Annotated in this window: 21 protein-coding genes; 7 read left to right on the top strand and 14 right to left on the bottom strand. The window is 55.5% G+C overall.

Translation table 11 applies throughout. From position 1 onward, the window contains the following. Positions 1 to 43: 43 nt before the first annotated feature. Positions 44 to 2,359 (bottom strand): peptidoglycan glycosyltransferase PbpC, encoded by a 2,316-nt coding sequence (gene pbpC, locus J1G48_RS05950; protein ID WP_001014765.1) that lies wholly within the window; start codon positions 2,357 to 2,359, stop codon positions 44 to 46. Then, positions 2,360 to 7,294 carry an alpha-2-macroglobulin gene (locus tag J1G48_RS05945; RefSeq protein WP_000681850.1) on the bottom strand — a complete coding sequence of 1,645 codons (4,935 nt, stop codon included), beginning with the start codon at positions 7,292 to 7,294 and terminating at the stop codon, positions 2,360 to 2,362. 208 nt (positions 7,295 to 7,502) lie between these two features. On the opposite strand from J1G48_RS05945, the gene sseA reads away from it, so the two are divergent. Next, positions 7,503 to 8,345 carry a 3-mercaptopyruvate sulfurtransferase gene (gene sseA, locus J1G48_RS05940; protein ID WP_000205241.1) on the top strand — a complete coding sequence of 281 codons (843 nt, stop codon included), beginning with the start codon at positions 7,503 to 7,505 and terminating at the stop codon, positions 8,343 to 8,345. Here the strand turns inward: sseA and J1G48_RS05935 are convergent. After that, a complete protein-coding gene (locus J1G48_RS05935; protein WP_012535673.1) occupies positions 8,325 to 8,549 on the bottom strand; it encodes a hypothetical protein in 225 nt (74 codons plus the stop codon). The genes sseA and J1G48_RS05935 overlap by 21 nt on opposite strands. A 41-nt stretch (positions 8,550 to 8,590) precedes the next feature. On the opposite strand from J1G48_RS05935, the gene J1G48_RS05930 reads away from it, so the two are divergent. Both J1G48_RS05930 and timP read left to right on the top strand, forming a co-directional pair. Continuing rightward, positions 8,591 to 9,259, top strand: a complete 669-nt coding sequence (locus tag J1G48_RS05930) for a DUF5066 family protein (protein ID WP_000355384.1) — start codon at positions 8,591 to 8,593, stop codon at positions 9,257 to 9,259. Positions 9,260 to 9,674: 415 nt separating this feature from the next. Then, positions 9,675 to 9,791, top strand: a complete 117-nt coding sequence (gene timP / locus J1G48_RS23220) for a small toxic inner membrane protein TimP (protein WP_242627550.1) — start codon at positions 9,675 to 9,677, stop codon at positions 9,789 to 9,791. Positions 9,792 to 9,827: 36 nt separating this feature from the next. Here timP and sseB read toward each other — a convergent pair whose 3' ends face one another. The 11 genes from sseB to trmJ form a co-directional block, all read right to left on the bottom strand. Then, positions 9,828 to 10,604 (bottom strand): enhanced serine sensitivity protein SseB, encoded by a 777-nt coding sequence (sseB, locus tag J1G48_RS05925; RefSeq protein ID WP_001533245.1) that lies wholly within the window; start codon positions 10,602 to 10,604, stop codon positions 9,828 to 9,830. Positions 10,605 to 10,713: 109 nt separating this feature from the next. Beyond that, positions 10,714 to 11,997, bottom strand: coding sequence for an aminopeptidase PepB (pepB, locus tag J1G48_RS05920; protein ID WP_000133534.1), 1,284 nt, complete (start codon positions 11,995 to 11,997; stop codon positions 10,714 to 10,716). A gap of 177 nt (positions 11,998 to 12,174) precedes the next feature. Next, complete coding sequence (gene iscX / locus J1G48_RS05915) at positions 12,175 to 12,375, bottom strand: Fe-S cluster assembly protein IscX (protein ID WP_000523621.1); 201 nt, start codon at positions 12,373 to 12,375, stop codon at positions 12,175 to 12,177. A gap of 11 nt (positions 12,376 to 12,386) precedes the next feature. After that, entirely contained in the window at positions 12,387 to 12,722 is a 336-nt protein-coding gene (gene fdx / locus J1G48_RS05910; RefSeq protein ID WP_001124466.1) for an ISC system 2Fe-2S type ferredoxin, read from the bottom strand. 1 nt (position 12,723) lies between these two features. After that, positions 12,724 to 14,574, bottom strand: coding sequence for a Fe-S protein assembly chaperone HscA (gene hscA, locus J1G48_RS05905; RefSeq protein WP_001196651.1), 1,851 nt, complete (start codon positions 14,572 to 14,574; stop codon positions 12,724 to 12,726). A 12-nt stretch (positions 14,575 to 14,586) separates the two neighbouring features. Next, positions 14,587 to 15,102: a co-chaperone HscB gene (gene hscB, locus J1G48_RS05900; RefSeq protein WP_000384398.1), complete on the bottom strand. Its 516-nt coding sequence runs from the start codon at positions 15,100 to 15,102 to the stop codon at positions 14,587 to 14,589. A gap of 195 nt (positions 15,103 to 15,297) precedes the next feature. After that, a complete protein-coding gene (gene iscA, locus J1G48_RS05895; RefSeq protein ID WP_000028952.1) occupies positions 15,298 to 15,621 on the bottom strand; it encodes an iron-sulfur cluster assembly protein IscA in 324 nt (107 codons plus the stop codon). A gap of 28 nt (positions 15,622 to 15,649) precedes the next feature. Further along, positions 15,650 to 16,036 (bottom strand): Fe-S cluster assembly scaffold IscU, encoded by a 387-nt coding sequence (gene iscU / locus J1G48_RS05890; RefSeq protein WP_000331704.1) that lies wholly within the window; start codon positions 16,034 to 16,036, stop codon positions 15,650 to 15,652. Positions 16,037 to 16,063: 27 nt separating this feature from the next. After that, entirely contained in the window at positions 16,064 to 17,278 is a 1,215-nt protein-coding gene (gene iscS, locus J1G48_RS05885) for a cysteine desulfurase (RefSeq protein WP_000775263.1), read from the bottom strand. 180 nt (positions 17,279 to 17,458) lie between these two features. Then, positions 17,459 to 17,953: a Fe-S cluster assembly transcriptional regulator IscR gene (gene iscR / locus J1G48_RS05880; protein WP_001241346.1), complete on the bottom strand. Its 495-nt coding sequence runs from the start codon at positions 17,951 to 17,953 to the stop codon at positions 17,459 to 17,461. Between the two features lie 159 nt (positions 17,954 to 18,112). After that, on the bottom strand, positions 18,113 to 18,844 hold the full coding sequence (gene trmJ / locus J1G48_RS05875; protein WP_000940032.1) for a tRNA (cytosine(32)/uridine(32)-2'-O)-methyltransferase TrmJ: 732 nt from the start codon (positions 18,842 to 18,844) through the stop codon (positions 18,113 to 18,115). Between the two features lie 118 nt (positions 18,845 to 18,962). Between trmJ and suhB the strand changes: the two genes are divergently transcribed. From suhB to asrB, 4 genes are all read left to right on the top strand, one after another. After that, a complete protein-coding gene (gene suhB, locus J1G48_RS05870; RefSeq protein ID WP_000553472.1) occupies positions 18,963 to 19,766 on the top strand; it encodes an inositol-1-monophosphatase in 804 nt (267 codons plus the stop codon). A gap of 144 nt (positions 19,767 to 19,910) precedes the next feature. Continuing rightward, on the top strand, positions 19,911 to 20,789 hold the full coding sequence (locus tag J1G48_RS05865; RefSeq protein WP_000174944.1) for an alpha/beta hydrolase: 879 nt from the start codon (positions 19,911 to 19,913) through the stop codon (positions 20,787 to 20,789). Positions 20,790 to 20,970: 181 nt separating this feature from the next. Next, entirely contained in the window at positions 20,971 to 22,014 is a 1,044-nt protein-coding gene (asrA, locus tag J1G48_RS05860) for an anaerobic sulfite reductase subunit AsrA (protein WP_000985199.1), read from the top strand. Positions 22,015 to 22,017: 3 nt separating this feature from the next. After that, positions 22,018 to 22,836, top strand: coding sequence for an anaerobic sulfite reductase subunit AsrB (asrB, locus tag J1G48_RS05855; protein WP_000017587.1), 819 nt, complete (start codon positions 22,018 to 22,020; stop codon positions 22,834 to 22,836). Positions 22,837 to 22,838 lie beyond the last annotated feature (2 nt).

Below are 22,838 nucleotides of genomic sequence, written 5' to 3'. Positions count from 1 at the left end.
AACTTTAAATTAAATGAAATTCATAATTTATTCTGAAGAGTTGTTAACGTATTAATTCAAAATTAACCGCAGCAACCTGACCGGACTCATCCATTACGACAAGTTGATAACGTCCAGCGATATTGAGTAATAAAGAAAGGCGATTATTTTCGCCATTAACAGGTTCGCCATTTAAAAACCACCAGCGACGCCCTTTACCGCCGGTAGTCGAGACGGGCAGCGTAACGTTTTCCTGGCCTGGCAATTGCCTGATCACCGCGCCATCCCTCACTCCTGACAGCATTAACGGCGCGGCATCACTGCCCTGTAGCGGCGGACAGTGGTCGGACGCCGCGGGCAAGCGGGCGCTACGTCTTTCCGCAGGCGGCAGCCACGGCTCCAGCGGCCGCGGCCAGACGATAAACGTATGCGCACACGCCTGCGGACAGTCGGCAGCGACACGCCGCCCCGTATCATCCAGCCAGACCGGGAAACGAATACCGTTGATGTCTTCCTGCTCAGGTAACAGCAGCGTGGGCGGCTGGCTGTCATCGAGCAGCCATGTCGCCAGTCGGCGGCGACAGTTGCTGTCTCCGGCAGGCAGAGTCTGTCCGCCCGGCCAGCAAATGACGCCGCGGCTTACCGTCTGCGGACGCGGATCTTCCGGCAGGCGTCCCGTATGCGCCAGTAACAGATTATTGACCTGGTTAAGCAATGGCACCGCGCTGGCAAAACCAAATTGCCCCACCACAGGTGTGCCGTCGGGTCTGCCTGTCCAGATGCCGATGATATAGCGCGCGTTAACGCCAATAGCCCACGCATCGCGATAGCCGTAGCTGGTGCCGGTTTTCCACGCCAACGGCACAATGCGCGGCAGCGCGTTATCCGGCAAGGGTTGCGCTTCATCCGCCATAATCCGCCGAATGATCCACGCCGCTCCCGGCGACATTAATGGTCTTTCCGACAGCGGATCGTCCGGCTGTAACCGTAGTTTCGCCGCTTTCCCATGACGAGCGAACGCGCTGTATGCCGCCGCCATCTCGTCAAGCCGCGCGCCCGCGCCGCCCAGAATCAGCGAAAGATTGGGCGCCGCGCCAGCAGGCAAATATAGCGGCAGGCCGACGTTACGCAGTTTTGCCGCAAATCGTTTCGGCCCATAGGCTTCAAGCACCTGAACGGCAGGCAGATTCAGCGAGCGTACCAGCGCGTCGCTCATGCTGACCGGGCCGTGAAATCCGCTGTCGAAGTTTCCCGGGCGGTAATCTCCGGTGCGGCGCGGAACGTCCTGTAATAATGATGCGGGATGGATCAAGCCGTCATCCAGCGCCAGACCGTACACAAAGGGTTTGAGTACCGATCCCGGCGATCGGATCGCCGTTACCATGTCGACATGACCAAAACGGCTGTCGTCATTAAGGTCTACCGATCCTACCCAGCCGCGCACGCTCATATCGGTATGATCGACGACGATCATCGCCAATGAACTGCGTGCAGGCAGCCGCCCTTTCCATGCCCGCGCCAGATCTTCCAGTTGCCGCTGCAACCCGGCGTCCAGCGTGGTCACAATTTTGTCGCTCCGGCTTTTACTCAACATCATTCGGGCAAAAAGCGGCGCCAGTTGCGGCATTTGACGCGGCGCCAGCCAGACCGGCTCTTCACGCGACTCGCGTACCGTTTCGGCAGGCCAGACGCCCTGCGCCGCCATCCGATCCAGCACTTTATTTCGTGCCGCTTCGGCTCTCGCAGGCCAGCGGTCGGGGCGTAACCGGCTCGGCGCCTGCGGCAATACGGCCAGCAGCGCCGCGTCAGCGTAGCTCAGGCGCGCGGGCGGCTTGCCGAAGTAGGCCCAGCTTGCAGCGCCAATACCCTGTAGCGTGCCGCCGAACGGCGCGCGGTTCAGGTACAGCGTCAGGATATCGCGCTTGGACAAATGCCATTCAAGCTGGAGGGCGCGCCAAAGCTGGCGGATTTTACCGCCGAACGTGCGCGAATGCGGGTCCAGCAGTCTCGCCACCTGCATAGTCAGCGTACTGCCGCCGGAAATAACGCGCCCGGCGGTAAGATCCTGCCATGCCGCGCGCGCGACGGAGAAAGGGTTAACGCCAGGGTGCCGCCAGAACCAGCGATCTTCGTAATTGATTAAGGCCTCCAGGTAGCGGGGAGAGACCTCTTCAATCGTCACCGGATAGCGCCAGATCCCCCCGGCGTCGGCAAAGCGCCACAGCGGCGTACCGTCATGGGCTACCACGACCCGCGCAGGATGGACCTCATTGAGCGGCAGCGGCCAGAGTTTATCCGCTGCCCATAACGCCAGGAAAATAAAAAGCGGCGCGCCCGCCAGCCACAGCCAGCGGCCACGTTTACCACGCCAACCGTTCATTTAAGGCGTCACAATCAGCAGCCCCTCGCTCGCGCCGGTTGCCCGCCACTGAGGCGCGTACATCGATTCCACCTGCGGTTGCGCAAGCTGGTACGTCCCCGGCGTTACCGCGCGCGCCAGGTAGACCAGCGTCACGGGCTGGCCCTCATTGACAACGACGGCAGCCACAAACCGATCGTCGCGGAATTCCATATACTGAATATCCGCCTGCTGCATCTGATTAAGCAGATTTTGCACTTCGCTACCGCTCTCCGGCAGGCTGGCGCTGCTGTCAGCCAGATTCTGGTTTTCCAGCTCCAGCCCGGCCGGGAGCAGGTCCACCACCAGCGCATCCGGCACATTGCGATCGGCCACTACCGTTAACCAGACCAGCACCAGTTCGCCGCTACGCAACGAGGACAGCGATTTACGCTGACCATCGGTCCCCAGTATTTGTCGTTCAATCTGCAAAACGTTGCTGGCAGGCTCAGGCGCAGATGAGGGATAGCCGCTGCTATCCAGACGCAGCCATAGCGGCTGGCTACCGGTGTTCGTCACCTCAAGGGCGGCCAGCTGGTCAGCATCCAGATTACGGGTCAGCGCCTTGTCGCCCGACAGCGGCTGCGCCTCTAACGAGGTCTGCGCCTGCCAGGCGCCCGCGCTGGCCTGTCGCGAATGCGCGGCGAGGAACAAGGCATTGTTCTCCTGGGTAGAGAGCCAGCGCTGACCGAAGGCCTGCTCAGAAAGCGAGCTTAATAGCGCGTTTTGCGCGTCCGGTCTGAGGTTGTTCTCTTCCAGTAACGACAACATCAGAGCGTTATCGCGCAGAGAACTGCCGTAATCCGCTATCCATTGCCGTTCGTCCTGACGCGGCGTATTCAGAGCCAGCGTAATGGCCTCTTCGCCGCGTCTGGCATCACCCATCGTGTTTAACGCGATGCCCAATTGCATCAGCGGCAGTCCTGAAGCCGCCTGACTACGGCGCTCCCAGATTTCGCGCAGCGCGCCGAGCGGCGCTTTCTGCTGACGCGCCAGTACCAGCGCGGCGTAAGCCTGAGCGGCAAAAGTACTGGCCTGGGTATTATCGCTATAACGAATCAGCATCGTACCGGGATCCTGCAGATAGCGCAGCAGTCGCTCATTGCCCCGGTTAATGGCCTCCGGCGGGACGCTATATCCCTGCTCGCCCGCGCGAATGAGGAAATCCATCGCGTAGGCCGTTAGCCAGGGCTCTTCCGCCCCATTTTCATCCCATAGCGCAAAACCGCCGTTATCACGCTGCATCTGTAGTATGCGGGAGATGCCGATATCCACCGCGGCGCGCCGTTTTTCATCGCTATCGCCGGTAATACCGAGCGACTGCAATTGAGCGGCATTGGTATACAGCGCCGGGAATAACCCGCTGGTGGTTTGTTCCAGGCACCCGTACGGATATGCTTTCAGCTCGCGAATGTAGCGCGCCAGATTGAGCGGCGGTTTTCCGCTTAACAGCAGTTGTCCCTGTAACGTGGCTGGCGAGACGTTTGCCAGATGCTGCTCTGGTACATGCCAGCTCTCTCCCGGCGCCAGCGCAATGCCGCTATTTACCGTTTGGGCAGGCCAGGCCGGACGCACGCCGATTTGCCACTGCTTATGCTGCGCGCCGAGGGTTTCTCCCGGCAGATTCAGACCGCTAATGGTCGCCTGGATTTCGCCTTCGCCAAAACCTTCCAGCGCACGTACCGGAACGAATAAGGTGGTGCGCACGCCCGGCGCCAGGTTGACCGGTTGCGGCTGTTGACTAAGCAGTTCCAGTAACCCACTGGCGGCGAGCGCAATATTCAGCGTCTGCGGGCGGTCGGTCAGATTGGTGACGTCCAGCACCAGTCGCGAAACATCCCCTCCCGCCAGAAAACGCGGCATATTCAGCTCGGCAATCACTGGCGCGGCGACAACGACTTTGCTTTCGCCGCGACCAAAATCGTCCGCTGTCCATGCCTGCGCCATAACCCGCAGTTCGCCGTTAAAGTCGCCAATCGGCAGCGTTACGACCCCTTCGCCCTGCTCATTGAGCGTGATCGGCTGCGCCTGCTGCGCGATGATATTGACATGGTTTACCGGCGGTTTTCCGCCGCGCTTAAGGTCGTCGCCATCGCCGCCAAAACGCAACGCCGCCAGCCGCCCCTGCCCTTCAATGACCTGGCCGTAAATATCGTAGATATCCGCACCGTAGCGTTTTTGACCGAAGAACGCCTGCCACGGGTCCGGCGTCGCGTAATCGGTGATATTCAATACGCCGCTATCGACCGCGGAGACCAGCACGTTGATCTGTTTTGGCATTTCGCCGTGTTTAACGCTGGCTTTCACCCTGACGGTGAGCGGCTGATTCGGGCGCATTTTAGCCGGGCTTTCCAGCGCCAGATCGAGGCGGCGGTTTTCATCCCCCAGCGGTAGGTGTAGTAACCCCACGGCGCGTTTTGGCGTCGCGGAACGAGATTTATCGCCGGGACGCACCACCAGCGTACTGAGATAGAGATCGTGGCGATTCCAGGTTTTATCCACCGGAATCGTGAGCTCCAGACCTTGTGCCGGCACATCGATCGCCTGCCACCACAGCGGACCGTCGCTGGACTCCACCATCGCATAACCTTTACCAGCGACCGGCGCGGCGATATGCAATTTCATGGTATCGCCTGGACGATAACTCGCTTTATCCAGTTTGAGGGTGACGCGATCCGGACGCGCCGCGCCGCTACCGTCGCTGTTATCCTGCCAGCTATAGCCGGCCCAGAAACGAACGCTGCTGACCGTCTCATTCGGCGCTTTGACCTCCAGACGGTACGCGCCCCATTCCACCGGGAAGCTGACTTTTCCGGTTTCATCCGCGTTCAGATCCAGCGTCTGCTCGCCCTCCACCAGATCTTTTTGATCAAACTGCGACTGCCAGCCTTCGCTTTCCGACCAGTTCCAGTAATAGTCGCGACGCTCGCGGATGAGCCGCACCTGTAAACCGGACACCGCTTTTTTCTCGCCCTGCGCGTTGGCGTAAACAATATCGAATGCGGCGTTGCTGTCTTCGTCGACAATCGGTTGATTAACGGTGGTATCCGTACGGTAGTCGTATACCGCTTTGGCGGCGAACTGTGGACGAATTCCCGGTAACGTATCGGCAGGCCAAATCGCCTGCTCTACGCGACGAGTGACCGGACGACCGCCAGACTCCAGCAGGCTGGCCTGTAGAATTACCTGCAGCGGCGAATGCGCTTCTTGCCACTGGCTGGCAGCACTCACTTCACCACGTCCGCCTTTATCCAACGTCAGTTGAACTTCGTCCAGGCTGCGCGAAAGATTCTCTTCAGCAATATTGCCGAACTGGAAGCCAGGCAACGCCGCGACAGCGTCGCGCAGCGGACGCAGGAAAAGTTGCCCTTGCAGGGTATTGCCGTTAGCAGGCGCGCCATACAAGTAATAGCCGACAACGGAGAATTTCACCTCATCCGCAGGCGCCAGCGGCGTTTTTTGCGCCGTCAGGTTGAGCGCCATCCGCTCCGGCATAAAGTCTTCCACGTGGAAATCCCAACTCCGCAGCAAATTATCGCCGGTGTTGGCGCGGACATGCCACAAGCCGGTCGGCGCGTTGATATCCAGCGGATAATTCAAACGGTATAGCCCGTTTTCCGCCTGGCTGACGACGGTACGCATCACCTGTCCGTCTGGTTTTACCACTTCCAGCTTAACGGGTTGATCGGGCAGCGTTTTACCGTCGCTATCGCGCAGTAATCCGTTGAGGATAACCGTTTCGCCCGGGCGGTAGAGATCGCGCGGGCCGAACATAAAGAACTGCTTGCTGTAGCCGGGCGCGCCAGCGACATTAAATTCCGACAGATCCAGAGCCGGAAGCGTGAGATCGAGCAGCGTGGTCTGCTCCTCTTTACGCGCCAGTAATAGCGCCGCCGCTTTATCAGCCTCCAGTTGCACATGTCCCTGCGCGTCGCTCGTCGCCTGCGCCAGCGTCTGACCTTTATCATTCAGAAGAACGATCTCAATTCCCGACTGCGCCGCGCCGTTTTCCAGGCTTTGCGTAAAGATATCCAGCCGATTATGGTAACGGTGCGCGGACACGCCGATATCGCTAAGGGTAAACAACGTAGCGGCATTACTATAGTTGTAGTGTCCAGCCTGATTCATTACCGCCACATATACGCCCGCCTGTTGCAGCGGCTTAATATCGCTTAATGGCAGCAGCAGTTTCTCACGCGTATTGCGCGCCGGATTAAGATCAAAACGACCGGTATAAACCAGATCCGCCATTTTCAGCAGATGGTCGGACTCCCAGTTAGAGAGAGAACTACGGTACTCCCACTGGCTGACAAATGACGCCAGCGATCCGGGCTTAACGCGGAAAAAGTTCACATCAACGTGGTTGACGTTAAGCGCCATGACCGGCAGTCCTTCCGCTATTTTCCCCGGTAGCAGCGATCCCCGGCTGGCAAAGCCGACGCTGGGCTGGACATCACGCGTGGTAATCGTTTTTTCATAAGACTTGCCGAAGGTGGCGTTATTCAGCGCCTTAACGGCGGGATCAACCGTGACCACCAGCACGCGTTCAGGTTCCAGATGACGTAACCTTAGCTCTTTTAAATTTGGCGCCAGCTCCCATGCGCCGTCAACGCTGCCGCTTTTCTTATCAACCACGTGAACCACACGGGAGAAATCCTGTTCAGGATCTAAAGGAATTGAAAACGTCAGCACCAGCGTCGCCGCGCCGTCAAGCTGCGCTTCGGAGGCGTCTAATAGCGTGAGCGCTTTGCCCTGGCTTTGCTGCGCCAGCTTTTGTAGCTGTGCCGGGTCTTGCGCGGGCGAGGGCTGCGCTACGGCTGGCGCTTCGCTTTTAGTCGTCGGGGCGGTTTTATCGTTGTTATCGCATCCCGCCAGCGCCAGCATGATCATGCAGGCCACCACGCGTAAATGTTTCATCTTTCATCCCTGGCCTTAACGGCCTGTCAGCAACGGTTGATGAGATATTATGCGCGAGAAATTTTATTGTGTAAGTCCGTATTACTGTGATGATGCGAAAATTTTACGCAGAAATGTGGTTTCGCCAGCCAAAACAGCCTCTTCTACTTGTCCCTTTTCGGGAAACGTCCGACAATTTGACCATAATCAGGTAACAATGGAGATGCCCATGACCACCGCCTTTTTTGTCGCCGCCGACTGGCTTGCCGAACATATTGATGATCCGGAAATACAGATTCTTGACGCCCGTATGGCGCCGCCAGGACAGGAACATCGTGATATGGCGGGCGAATATCGCGCCGGACATATTCCCGGCGCGCTGTTTTTTGATATTGAAGCGCTTTCCGATCGCGCATCGCCGCTGCCGCATATGATGCCGCGCCCGGAAGCGTTTGCGGTGGCCATGCGTGAACTGGGTGTTCGCCAGGATAAACACCTGGTCATATACGATGAAGGCAATCTGTTCTCCGCTCCGCGGGCATGGTGGATGCTGCGCACGTTCGGTGCCGAGAAAGTGTCCATTCTGGCGGGCGGACTGGCGGGCTGGCAGCGCGACGAATGGCTATTGCGCGAAGGCGAAGAAGCGCATGAAGGAGGCGAGTTTGAGGCGAAATTCGCGCCGCAAGCCGTGGTGCGTCTCACCGACGTATTGCTGGCAAGCCATGAAAAAACCGCGCAAATCGTTGACGCGCGTCCGGCGGCGCGTTTTAACGCTCAGGCTGATGAACCGCGTCCGGGACTGAGGCGCGGACACATTCCTGGCGCGCTAAACGTCCCGTGGACGGAACTGGTGTATGAGGGCGAATTAAAGACCACTGACGAACTGAATGAGGTTTTTTTCAGCCACGGCGTGAGTTTCGACAGACCGATTATCGCCAGCTGCGGTTCCGGTGTGACGGCCGCGGTCGTGGTGCTGGCGCTCGCCACGCTGGATGTGCCTGACGTCACGCTTTACGATGGCGCGTGGAGCGAATGGGGCGCGCGTACCGATTTACCGGTTGAACCCGCTTAATATCTGCCATGCCGGATGGCGCTCACGCTTATCCGGCCTACCGTTCAGGCTGATGTAAAACGATCTACAGACATTGTTTTTATTCAGCTCTTTTCCACTGTCCTGCAAACGGGCATTATTTTCTCTTAATAAAATCCTATTTTTTATCGGTAAATACTTTACGCCGGGTATAAGGAGTATCATCACCGCTGTTTTGGTTTTCACCGGGAAATAACTCCTGTAAATATAATTTTTAAGGATGGAAAATGGATATTTCACGCGCTAATTTAATTGAGTTAGTTAAAAAGGTTAATCGCAATAAGGTGCCTAATCCTATGCCTGCCGAGGAAATAAGTCGTCTGCGAGTGCGTAAGTATCGCGATCCGCAAAATACGGAAACCACTGAGTTACCTGAAAGCCTGAAGGCGCTACTGGCCTACGACCGCGATCTACTTAGCAATTATAATATGCCTGTGATTGAAACATTACAAAGATCTATTGATAAAGAGGGAGTAATTCATTCTTACTCCCCTGATGAAGAGGCGTATTACGGCGCTGGCATGGATAGCTCAGGTATTGATATTGAAGATCTGATGCCTGTCTGGAGTAACGATCCCCGTCTTCCGGCATTAATTCGTATCGATCATGTCGGCGATCAGGCCATTTTTATCTATATCACAGAACGGGATGCCAACGGCGAATACCCTATTGCCCGCATGGAACGAAATGAATTCTGGCTGGCGGAGTCTTCTCTGGTGGAATATCTCTATAATATTATTTCGGGCGCTAAAGACATTGGCTTTACCGAAGAGGATTTACATCTTTCGCAATGGAAGGCACAGCAAAAAATGAATGAAAAACGCGATGCCGCTTTACTTGACCTGGAGGATTATCATGAGGCGTTTTGGGCAAAACTGGACGCGCTCGTCGATTAATCGACATGCTGTCGGGTGGCGCTCACGCTTATCCGGCCTACCGTTCAGGCTGATTTAAAACGAATCTACATAAATTCGGTTTAAGCAGGTCACAAAAAAACCGCTCAATTGAGCGGTTTTTTTGTGCTGGTCCGGTTCGCGGCCTTTCCAGCAGGCTTTGTTGCCATAGCAACGCAGGCACACCGTAGGGGATTAATACTCCCTTTTAAGGGAGCAAATGTCAATATAATTTATCAGGAAACTATTCAACATTTGAGGTATTATCTTTCCCGGCCCTTTCCGCCGTCTCGCAAACGGGCGCTGGCTTCAGGAGAGGATAACCCATGGCCGTAAGCGCAGGCACACCGTAGTGCCTGCTATCACGGCATTATCGCCAGCGGTGCTGCCGTGATGCGGTCTTCGCAAGGACCGCAACATGAAGGTACGATGCTTTTGTGTCGTGCTTCTTGTTTCTGGCACGTTGTGTCTTCACGCAGACAGAAGCTACCCAGGTAGCTCTGTTCCCGTAACGCTCAACGTCCAGAGCAGGTAAGCCAGGAGGCCGCCCTGTTGGGCGGCTTTCTTTTCTTCAGATGATGCGGTTCTGTTTAAAATCGCGCAGGAACCCGCCCCAGCGGCGCTCGTAGAACGGCGCGATATGCTCAGTGATAAAGTGGCTGATACCCTGCTCGCCCTTCCTCACCTGACAAATATCGATCGGTTCGTCACCCGGTAACGTGTCGGTCGCCACATTGCCCGCTGCGTGAATGATCTCTTCAATTTCGCCGTCAGCCTCAATGCCAATCAGCAGATTGGGTTGGGCGTCCGCATGTTCTTTAATCGCGCAGAGAAATGCGCGTTTCACCGGTTTGATGGTTTTAAACAGCGTAGTGAGGGAATCAATCATCTGCGACGGCGGCTCGGCCACTTCGGATAAAATAAGCGACTCGCCGCCTTCCAGCACTTCCTGCGTACTTAACGGACTGCCTTCCTCAGCGAGAAGCAGGCTGATTTCACGCGGCATAAACTCTTTGCCGGTCGGCAATTTAGCGTTGAGGAATAGCGTTTCGCCAAGCGTCATTTCAAACAGCGTGCGCGCCGGCATCACCACAAATGCCTGTTCGTCTTCCACGGCCTGCTGCAGCGCCTCCAGAGAAGTAAAGAAGGGAATGACGGTCGTGCCGTCTTCTTTTTCCCAGTGCTGCAAATCCAGAGCGCTGTCTTCCACTATCGCCTCGCCTTCGGCAGCGCTTCCCGGCACCCAGACGGTGGACTCCAGTAAGGTACGGAAAAATGCCGGACGATGCGCGGGCTCAGTCGCCGCTTTCTCCAGCAAGATTTCTAATTCATTTTTAGTTTCGGACATAGGAATCACAAATTATGTATATGGGTTGTAGGCCTGATAAGACGCACGGCGTCGCCATCAGGCAAAATGCCGGGTGGCGCTTCGCTTACCCGGCCTACAAAAACACCGCTCAGGCGGTCAGCAAATTCGCGATGGTGCGCACACCCAGACCGGTTGCCCCGGCAGCCCACTGCTCAACCGGCGCTTTGCGATAAGTGGCGGAACAGTCAATGTGCAGCCAGCCTTCGCGGTAATTTTCAACAAAGTGCGACAGAAAACCCGCGGCGGTGCTTGCCCCAGCGGGATACGCCGCGCTGCCGGTGTTGTTCAGTTCCGCAAAGTTAGACGGCAGCTGGTTACGGTGGAACTCCGCCAGCGGCAGACGCCAGAACGGTTCATTCTCTTGCGCCGCGCTGGTCAGCAAGCGCCCCGCCAGCGTATCGTCAAAACTGAATAGCGCATGATAGTCGTTACCCAGCGCCGTTTTCGCCGCGCCGGTTAACGTCGCCATATCAATGATTAGCTCCGGGTGTTGCGCGCTGGCGTCAATCAGGCCATCCGCCAGTACCAGTCGCCCTTCCGCATCGGTATTCATGACTTCGACATTCTTACCATTACGGTAGCGAATAATATCGCCCAGTTTAAACGCATTGCCGCTGATCAGATTATCGGCGCAGCACAGGAACAGTTTTACGCGTTTATTCAACCCACGGGTAATGGCGAACGCCAGCGCGCCCGTTACTGTCGCCGCGCCGCCCATATCGGATTTCATTGAGTCCATAAAAGCGCTTTGTTTGATACTGTAGCCGCCGGAGTCAAAGGTGATACCTTTACCGACCAGGCAGGCATAAACCGGCGCATCTTTGTCTCCCGTCGGGTTGTAATCCAGCGCCAGCAGCACCGGCGGACGCTCAGAACCACGGCCTACGGTATGCAACCCCATATAGTTCTGCTCGCGCAGATCTTCGCCTTTGGTGATACGGTAAGTGACGCTATCGCACGCGACGCTGCACAGCAGATCCACCGCGCGCTGCGCCAGTTGCTCCGGTCCAAGCTCTTCCGCCGGAGCATTAATGGTGTCGCGCACCCAGTCAATAATGGTCAGGCGGTTATCCAGCTCCTGACGTTGGGCATCGTCTAAATCCGGCCACATTACGGTACGGACGCCTTTTGGTCCTTTATAACCCGCCCAGAATGCCCAACAACGCTCGATATCCCATCCTTCGCCTGTCAGCGCGACCTGTTTTATTCCCAGGCCGTCGATTTTACGCGCCGCACGCTGGATCAACCCCAGATCGTCTTTACCGTTAAGATGCAAGGTAATACCGTCGTTATTAATACTGTAAGTGGCTTTATCGCCCCAGCGCGCATCGGCAGGCTGCGTGGAAAGCGTAATTTTCATGGCTTCTGTCATTGTTATTTTCCTTATTAGCAAACGGGCCGCCGTAGGGCAGCCCGTTAGATCTTTTGCTAAATGATTCGCGTTGCAGGAAGGCGGCAAGTGAGCGAATCCCCGGGAGCATAGCAAACTATGTGACTGGGGTGAGCGAACGTAGCCAACGCACCTGCGGCGAGGATCATGACGCAAAAATTACTCTGCTTCATCCAACCAGACTAGCAGAATCGCCTCCAGAATTTTTTCATTGGATGCGTTAGGGTCGTCGTCAAAATCGTCCAGTTCGCAGATCCACTGATGCAGATCGGTGAAACGAACGGTTTTAGGATCGACATCAGGATATGCGTCGTATAACGCTTCGCCGATCTCGCGGCTATCGGTCCACTTGAGTCCCATACTACCCTCTGTTAATGCTCACGCGCATGGTTGATTGTGTAACGTGGAATTTCGATAACCAGATCGTCGTCGGTAACGCGGGCCTGGCAGCTCAGTCGACTTTCCGGCTCCAGCCCCCACGCTTTATCCAGCATATCGTCTTCTTCTTCCGAACTTTCCGGCAAGGAGTCGAAGCCTTCACGTACAATACAGTGACAGGTGGTGCAGGCGCACGATTTCTCACAGGCGTGTTCAATCTCGATGCCGTTGCGCAGCGCAACGTCAAGAATGGTTTCACCGGTCTCAGCTTCCAGAACTGCGCCATCCGGACAAAGATCCTGATGAGGCAGAATAACAATCTTCGGCATGTTAAACCTCGTCTACGGAATGGCCTTTCAACGCGCGACGAACCGACTGGTCCATGCGGCGAGCGGCAAATTCCTGGGTTTGTTTATCTACGTTTTTAATGGCTTGTTCTATGGCGTCAACATCATCGCCTTGTGCGACCGCGCTTAAATGTGCGGCGGCATCATCAATGCATTGACGTTCTGCGGCGCTTAACAGCGCGGCGTCGGCAGTTAGCGCGCCGGTCAAACTTTCCAGCACGCGCGCGGCTTCGACTTTTTGCTCCGCCAGCATACGCGCTTTCACGTCCTGCTCGGCAAAACTCATGGAATCCTTGATCATCGAGGCGATTTCGCCATCGGTCAGGCCATAGGAAGGTTTGACCTGAATGGAGGCCTCGACGCCGGTGGATTTTTCCATTGCGGTGACGCTCAACAGGCCATCGGCGTCTACCTGGAAGGTCACGCGAATATGCGCCCCGCCCGCCGGCAGCGGCGGAATCCCGCGCAGCGCAAAGCGCGCCAGCGAGCGGCAGTCCTGCACCAGTTCGCGTTCGCCCTGCATCACATGGATAGACATCGCGGTCTGGCCGTCTTTGAAGGTGGTGAAATCCTGCGCGCGCGCCACCGGGATAGTGGTGTTGCGCGGAATGACTTTTTCCACCAGGCCGCCCATCGTTTCCAGCCCAAGAGAGAGTGGAATCACGTCCAACAGCAACATTTCGCTGTCCGGCTTGTTGCCGACCAGAATATCGGCCTGAATCGCTGCGCCGATAGCGACCACTTTATCCGGGTCAATAGCGGTTAACGGCGTGCGGCCAAAAAATTCGCCCACCCGCTCACGCACCAGCGGTACACGGGTCGAACCGCCGACCATGACCACTTCCAGAACGTCCTGGGGATCAACGCCGGCATCTTTCAATGCGCGACGGCAGGCCAATAGCGTGCGCTTAACCAGCGCGGAAATGAGATCGTTAAACTGCTCGCGAGTGATCTCCCCCTGCCAGCCCGCAACGTTAACTCGAACAGTATCGGCATCGCTTAAGGCGATTTTCGCGGCAATCGCGGCATCCAGCAATTCGCGCTGAACGCGATTGTCGCTACGATCGGCAATTCCCGCCTGCTCGCGAATATAGTCCGCCAGCAGATGGTCAAAGTCGTCGCCGCCGAGCGCAGAATCACCGCCCGTCGCCAGCACTTCAAACACCCCGCGGCTCAGGCGTAAGATAGAGATATCGAAGGTACCGCCGCCGAGATCGTAAACAGCAATAACGCCTTCTTTGCCTGAGTCCAGACCGTAGGCAATCGCCGCCGCCGTCGGTTCGTTGAGCAGGCGCAGTACATGCAGGCCTGCCAGCCGCGCGGCGTCTTTCGTTCCCTGACGTTGGGCATCATCGAAATAGGCGGGAACGGTAATCACCACACCATCCAGCTCGCCGGAGAGCGATTCGCTAGCCCGCGCGGCCAGAGCTTTGAGAATATCAGCCGATACGCGTACCGGATTGAGCAATCCAGCCGCCGTGTCAATCATCGGCAGTCCATTAACGCTTGCCTTAAACCGGTAAGGCAGATGCGGATAGCGCGCCTGGATATCCGCCAGCGAGCGTCCCATCATGCGTTTCACAGAGCTGATAGTGTTGGCCGTATCCTGCGCGGCATTGTCGCGCGCAGCGTAACCGACCGTATGGCCCTGCTGCTGATAGTGAACCACTGAAGGCAACAGGTGGCGCCCTTCGTGGTCAGGCAGAGTTTCCGCCTGGCCGCTGCGAACCGTCGCAACCAGAGAGTTGGTAGTGCCTAAGTCGATGCCCGCCGCCAGACGACGCTGATGCGGCGCGGCGCTCAGACCAGGCTCACTAATTTGTAATAAGGCCATGTTAGATTCCAGTTAAAAATCGAGCAGCTTTTCTTCGAGTTGTTCTGCGCTGCTTCGCAGTTTATCGAGAAACCGCAGTTTGCGCACCGTATCCGCCGCCGCGTCCCACGCGGCGTTGTCCAACTGTTCCACCATTTGCTGAAGGCGAGCATCAAACATCTTTTGTACGCGTTTGATGAAGCTTTCCAGCCGCACGTCGTCTTTTGATTGTTCGATATCGTCCAGCTCTTCGCGAAGCGTGAGTTGTTCCATCAGAAACGCGGTGTCGCGTACCGTATGTTGCTCGCTGGCCAGATCGAACCCGTGTAAGGAGAGCAGATACTCCGCGCGCGTCAAAGGGTGACGCAGCGTTTGCCAGGCCTGGTTGATCGTGGCGGATTGCTGGACGGCGGCAAGCTGCTGCGCCTGAGTGCCGTTGGCAAATTTGTCAGGGTGATACTGGCGTTGCAGATCCTGAAAACGAAGGCTCAGCGCCTGGGTGTCAATCTGATAACGGGCTGGTAAGCCAAAGAGGGTGAAGTAATCCATAACATTCTCAGGGATAGCCTGTCAGAACAAACCCCACACGCAGGCGACCACGGTGGGGTTATACCTTCTTACTTCGCGCCGCAGATGCGTTGTCTGCGCGGGTTCCCCCAGTCATTTACTCAAGTAAGCGCCTGGAGATTCACTCGCTTGCCGCTTTTCTACAGCACGAATGCTCGGTATAACAGCGGAACACGGTTACACGTGGAAGCTTTCGCCGCAACCACACTCATCTTTCACATTCGGGTTGGAGAATTTAAACCCTTCGTTCAGACCTTCTTTTACGAAGTCCAGCTGTGTACCGTCCAGAAATTGCAGGCTCTTGCCGTCAACCACTACCTTAACGCCTTTGTCTTCAAACACGGTGTCTTCCGCCGTTGGCTCGTCAACAAATTCCAGTACATAAGCCATACCTGAGCAGCCGGAGGTTCTCACGCCCAGACGCAGACCAAACCCTTTACCACGGTTGGCCAGGAAGGTATTAACTCGCGCTGCTGCACTGTCGCTAAGTGTAATCGACATAACAAAACCTCAATGTTAACGTTCTATTTTATTTCGCTTCGCGTTTGCTTTTGTAATCCGCAATAGCGGCTTTAATCGCGTCTTCCGCCAGAATAGAGCAGTGAATTTTCACCGGCGGCAGTTCCAGTTCGTCTGCAATGTCGGTGTTTTTAATCGCCTGCGCTTCGTCCAGGGATTTCCCTTTCACCCACTCCGTTACCAGAGAACTGGAGGCGATAGCGGAACCGCAGCCGTAAGTCTTGAAGCGCGCGTCTTCAATGATACCTTCATCGTTAACTTTAATCTGCAACTTCATGACGTCGCCGCAGGCCGGCGCGCCAACCATGCCGCTTCCCACGTTATCGTCGTTGTTGTCAAACGACCCTACGTTACGCGGGTTCTCATAGTGATCGATTACTTTTTCGCTGTAAGCCATTATAAATTCTCCTGATTCCGATACCGATTAATGATGTGCCCATTCGATGCTGTTCAGATCCACACCCTGCTTGTACATTTCCCACAGTGGAGAAAGGTCACGCAGACGGCCAATGGATTTACGAACCAGATCAATGGTGTAGTCGATCTCTTCTTCAGTGGTAAAACGACCTAAAGAGAAACGGATAGAGCTATGCGCCAGCTCGTCATTCATGCCCAACGCGCGCAGCACGTAAGACGGTTCCAGACTGGCGGAGGTGCAGGCGGAACCGGAAGAGACCGCCAGGTCTTTCAGCGCCATGATCAGCGACTCGCCTTCAACGTAGTTAAAGCTCACGTTGAGAATGTTTGGCGCGCCCTGCTCAAGGTCGCCGTTCAGGTAAACTTCTTCAATATCTTTGATGCCGTTCCACAGACGGTTACGCAGACCGCGCAGACGGGCCATTTCGGTCTCCATCTCTTCTTTCGCGATACGGTAAGCTTCGCCCATGCCGACGATCTGGTGGACAGGCAGAGTACCAGAGCGCATACCGCGTTCGTGCCCGCCGCCATGCATCTGCGCTTCAATGCGAATACGCGGCTTACGACGCACATACAGCGCGCCAATGCCTTTCGGACCATAAATTTTATGACCGGAGAAGGACATCAGATCCACTTTCAGTTGGCTCAGGTCGATAGGCAGTTTGCCCACGCTCTGGGTGGCGTCAACGTGGTAGATGATACCGCGCGCGCGGCACATTTCGCCGATGGTCGCGATATCCTGCACCACGCCGATTTCGTTGTTCACGTGCATGATGGAAACCAGAATGGTGTCGTCACGCATCGCTGCTTCGAGCTCGTTGAGATCGATGATGCCGTTGCGCTGCGGCGCCAGGTAGGTTACTTCAAACCCCTCGCGCTCAAGCTGACGGCAGGTGTCCAGCACCGCTTTGTGCTCGGTCTTGCTGGTGATGATGTGCTTGCCTTTTTTCTGATAAAAGTTGGCAGCGCCTTTAATCGCCAGGTTATCAGACTCCGTCGCCCCTGAGGTAAAGACGATTTCACGCGGGTCGGCGCCGACCAGTTCAGCAATCTGGTTGCGGGCGATATCGACGGCTTCTTCAGCCTGCCAGCCGAAACGGTGTGAACGAGACGCCGGGTTCCCAAAGGTTCCGTCCAGGGTCAGAAACTGCATCATTTTCTCGGCAACACGCGGGTCCACCGGCGTGGTTGCGGAGTAGTCGAGATAAATCGGTAATTTCATTGCTCTTAAACTCCGTATATCACTCAATGCAAGGAATCAGGCAACCGGCTGGATGTACGACCGTGTTGACGGGACGTCCGCGTCCCGGCCTGATTCTGAATTCTTTTTTACGCTTCATCCTTCAGACGACCGCGGCATTCACCGCATGAGGCCGCCAGAAGAGATGGCGTAATATTTTAATTAAGCGCGTAATTTAACGTCGATAGCGTCCTGCGCACGACCACTGGCGCGCGGCGCGTCATGCGTGTGCTGGCGACCAGACACATCCAGAACTTCCTGGTTATTCACCAGCTCGCCTAAGGTAATATTGTTGAGAAAACCGGTCAGGCGATCGCTTAAATCACGCCACAGCGCATGGGTCAGGCATTTATCGCCGCCCTGGCAGCCGCCTTTGCCCTGGCAACGGGTCGCGTCAACGGATTCATCAACCGCGCTGATCACTTCGCCGACCGCAATGCTGCCAGCATCTTTACCCAGCAGATAACCGCCGCCCGGCCCGCGTACGCTGGAAACCAGACCGTTTTTACGTAAACGGGAAAATAGCTGTTCCAGATAAGAAAGGGAAATCCCCTGACGTTCAGAAATATCAGCCAACGGTACCGGGCCCGCTTCGGAGTTGAGCGCAACGTCTAACATTGCGGTCACGGCATAACGCCCTTTAGATGTCAGTCTCATGTCTTACTTAACCTCAAACTCGCCCCTGCCCGGGGTTTTTTATTGTAAAATGGGGGTATTGCATAGCAGGGACAAGTCTGACATTCCCGAGTAATTTGGTCAACTATTTACTTGAGTAAATTAGTCAGGTATTTAGCGTTCCGTGCGATATTGATGCGGTTACTTGCCTTTATTCTGCTGCTCAATAGACGCCAGAATCCCACGCAGAATATTCAACTCCTGGCTTTCCGGTCGGGCGCGGGTAAACAGACGGCGCAATTTATTCATCACCTGCCCCGGATGGTTTTCGCGAATAAAGCCAGTGGAGAGCAACGTCTGCTCCAGATGGCCGTAGAAACGTTCAAGATCGTCCACCAGCGGATACGGCGTCTCTTCATGATCTGCTGCGTCGCCGTTTTCCTGCGTCGCCAGCCAGGCCATGCGGACTTCATACGCGATGACCTGTACCGCCATCGCCAGATTCAACGAGCTGTACTCCGGGTTAGCGGCAATAGCGACGTGATAATGGCATTTTTGCAACTCATCGTTAGTCAGCCCGACACGCTCACGACCAAAAACCAGCGCAACCGGCGTATTTGCCGCTTCCGCCACGCTTTTTAAGCCGCACTCGCGCGGATCAAGCATCGGCCACGGCAAAGTGCGGGAACGGGCGCTGGTGCCGACCACCAGGCTACAGCCAGCCAACGCTTCATCCAGCGTATCGACGATCTGCGCATTACCGATCACATCGCTGGCGCCTGCCGCCAGGGCGATGGCCTGGGAGTCCGGTTTCACCAACGGGTTTACCAGCCACAGGTTAGTTAAGCCCATGGTTTTCATAGCGCGAGCCACGGAGCCCATATTGCCGGTGTGGGAGGTTTCCACCAGCACAATTCGAATGTTTTGCAGCATTGTCTTTCTTCAGCTAAAGATTATTCTGACATCTTACCATAAAACCAAGACAGATTCCGATCTCGCTGCTATACTCTGCGCCGTTTTCCCGTTCTTTAACATCCAGTGAGAGAGACCGATGCATCCGATGCTGACCATCGCCGTGCGCGCAGCGCGCAAGGCGGGTAATGTAATTGCCAAAAACTATGAAACTCCGGACGCTGTAGAAGCGAGCCAAAAAGGCAGTAACGATTTTGTGACCAATGTAGATAAGGCCGCTGAAGCGGTGATTATCGACACCATTCGCAAATCTTACCCGCAACACACTATTATCACCGAAGAAAGCGGTGAGCACGTTGGCACAGATCAGGATGTTCAATGGGTTATCGATCCGCTGGATGGCACCACCAACTTCATCAAACGTCTGCCACACTTCTCTGTTTCCATTGCTGTACGCATTAAAGGCCGTACTGAAGTGGCTGTCGTTTACGATCCGATGCGTAACGAACTGTTCACCGCCACCCGCGGTCAGGGCGCACAGCTGAACGGCTACCGTCTGCGCGGCAGTACCGCGCGCGATCTGGACGGCACTATCCTCGCTACTGGCTTCCCGTTCAAAGCCAAACAATACGCGACCACCTACATTAATATTATCGGCAAGCTGTTCAGCGAATGCGCCGATTTCCGCCGCACCGGTTCCGCCGCGCTGGATCTGGCCTATGTGGCTGCAGGTCGTGTCGATGGTTTCTTTGAAATTGGCCTTCGTCCGTGGGATTTCGCCGCGGGCGAACTGCTGGTTCGTGAAGCGGGCGGTATCGTCAGCGATTTCACCGGAGGTCATAACTACATGATGACCGGTAATATCGTGGCGGGGAATCCGCGCGTCGTTAAAGCCATGCTGGCGAATATGCGCGACGAACTGAGCGATGCGCTGAAGCGCTAAGTCTCTTCGGCGGATGGGGCCACTCATCCGCCGTGCCTTTTCAGGCGTTTTTCCTAAACACAGCCTCATCGCTTTACTTGCCTGCATGTTTTTGTACGATCGCTCCCTGTTCCGCTATTGGCATAAAGCGGCAAGGAAGCGAACATGACCCTTCAACATACCCGACGCATCGTCAAATCCCTTTTTATTCTGTTTATCATTGTGGTCTGTATTTATCTGCTACCCCGCGTAGCGATCAATGCCTTTTATTACCCGGACAATAAAGTCTATGGGCCAACCCCTGCCGAAGCTGAATCCATTACCTTTACCGCCAAAGATGGCACGCATCTGCACGGCTGGTTTATTCCCACTGCTTTCGGCAGGCCGGAAAACGCCGTCGCGACGGTGATTCATGTCCATGGCAACGCCGGAAATATGTCGGCGCACTGGCCGTTAGTCAGTTGGCTGCCAGAACGCAACGTAAACCTGTTTATGTTTGATTACCGTGGTTTTGGCGAATCGGAGGGTACCCCATCACAAGAGGGGCTACTGGACGATACGAAAAGCGCGATAGATTATGTGCGGCATCGCGCCGACGTTAACCCCGAGCGCCTGGTACTGCTGGGGCAGAGCCTGGGCGGCAATAATGTACTGGCCGCCGTAGGCCACTGCGTAGGCTGCGCAAATATGCGCTACGCCGACCAGGCGGGCATACGTGCGATTATCCTTGACTCAACGTTTTTATCCTATTCCTCCATCGCCAACCAGATGATCCCGGGCAGCGGCTATTTGCTTGATGACCGCTATAGCGCGGATCGCAATATTGCCAGCGTCAGCCCCATTCCGGTATTGATTCTTCATGGCACGGCAGACCATGTTATTCCCTGGCAGGACAGTGAGAAATTGTATGCCCTCGCCCGGGAGCCCAAACAAAAAATCTTCATTCCTGACGGCGATCACATTGATGCTTTTTCCGGACGTTATGCAAACCTTTACCGTGATGCAATGATTAAATTTATTCAGACAGCGCTATCCGCTAAATAGCGCGACGCTGTATATATGCATATTTTATGATTAAGAATATATTTATTATACCGATAGTAAAAACCATTTTTTCCCGTTAGCGAAGGCGATGGATTAGCGCTAGCGTAACAGTAATATTCAACTGATTTTTATAACAATTTATTTTCATTTGTTTTTCCTGAATATTACTGTGGAGTATGTGATGGCTATCAAAATTACGCCTGACGAGTTTAGTTTGCTTATCCAGCGATTAAACAAAAAATGGCGCGTGTTTGCCCCGTCCGCAGAGTTTCGCGGCGGACGTTTTTCCGACACTGACAACATTATTTATCAACGGATTAGCGGCTGGCGCGATCTCATCTGGCACGAGAAATCGCACATGTCGCCGAATACCATTATCGCCCCTATCACCGAAACGCTCTTTTATTTCGATAAAGACACCATTCAAATTGCCGAGACAGACATTTCCCCGATAATCATCTTTGCCCGCGCCTGCGACATTAACGCCATGTCGCGGCTGGATTATATGTATTTATCAAATGGGAATAATTCCGATTACAGTTATCAACTGCTACGGGAGCATATTCGTTTCGTCCTTATTGAGTGTGAAGAAAGCTTCGAAAATTGTTTCTGCGTCTCAATGGGTACCAATAAAACTGACTGTTATAGCGCCGCCATGCGTTTTAGCGATGAGGGCGCGCTTGTCAGCATCCGCGATCCCTTTATCGAGGCGGCGATACAAGGGCTGGGGCAGGAGGCTGACTATACCCCCTCTTTCGTCAGCGAAAACCGGGAAACCGTCGTCACGCCGGACAGCGTTTGCCGCGATCCGCAAAAAATTCGCGACATTCTCACCCGCCACCCGCTATGGGACGCCTACGACAGCCGCTGCATCAGTTGTGGCCGCTGCACTACCGGGTGCCCAACCTGTACCTGCTATAGCGTCTTTGACGTCGCCTATGATGAAAATCCGCAGCGCGGCGAACGCCGTCGCCAGTGGGCAAGCTGCATGGTGCCGGGCTTTAGCGACATGGCCGGCGGTCATGGTTTTCGCGAAAAACCCGGCGAGCGTCTGCGCTACCGCGCCCTGCATAAGGTCAATGACTACAAAGCGCGCAACGGCATTGAACATATGTGCGTCGGCTGCGGCCGCTGCGACGATCGCTGCCCGCAATACATCAAATTTTCTTTGATTATCAATAAAATGACCGCTGCCGTTCGGCAGGCGCTGGCAGAGGAGGCATAACGCATGTCACATTGTTCCTGTCATGATAAACCGCAGCACAGTTTGCTGCCTGCGGCGTACCGCATCCTCAGTATTACTCGCCACACGCCGCTGGAGTGGAATTTCCGCGTGGCCGTCGATTTTCCCGCGCACTGGGGGCAATTTGTTGAGGTGTCGCTGCCGCGCGTCGGCGAAGCGCCCATCTCCGTTTCCGACTACGGCGACGGCTGGATAGATCTGCTGATTCGTAATGTCGGAAAAGTGACCAGCGCCCTCTTTACGCTGAAAGAAGGCGACAACGTGTGGCTACGCGGCTGCTATGGCAATGGCTATCCGGTCGATACGCTGCGCCATAAGCCCTTACTGGTTGTCGCAGGCGGTACGGGCGTCGCGCCGGTGAAAGGCTTAATGCGCTATTTCGTTGAGAATCCCCAGGAAATTGGTCAACTGGATATGATTCTCGGCTATAAAAATCGCGATTGCGTGCTGTACAAAGAAGAAATGGCGACGTGGCGCGGCAAACATAATCTGGTACTCACGCTGGATGAAGGCGAGGCTGATGACCGTTACCAGATTGGCCGGGTGACCGATCGGCTTGCCGACATGACGCTTAGCGATATCGACACTATGCAGGCCATCGTCGTTGGGCCGCCAATAATGATTACCTTTACCGTAAAAATGCTGCTGCAAAAAGGGCTCAAGCCGGAGCAAATCTGGGTGGACTACGAACGCCGGATGGCCTGCTCCGTCGGGAAGTGCGGCCACTGCCGTATGGGCGAAGTGTATGTCTGCACCGACGGTCCGATATTTAACTACGCCGTCGCGCAACGTTTTGCCGATTAAGG

The organism is Salmonella sp. SAL-020, from assembly GCF_017372215.1.
Lineage (GTDB): Bacteria > Pseudomonadota > Gammaproteobacteria > Enterobacterales > Enterobacteriaceae > Salmonella > Salmonella enterica.
Note: the sequence above shows the minus strand (reverse complement) of the source record. Positions and strands in the feature narration are given on the sequence as shown.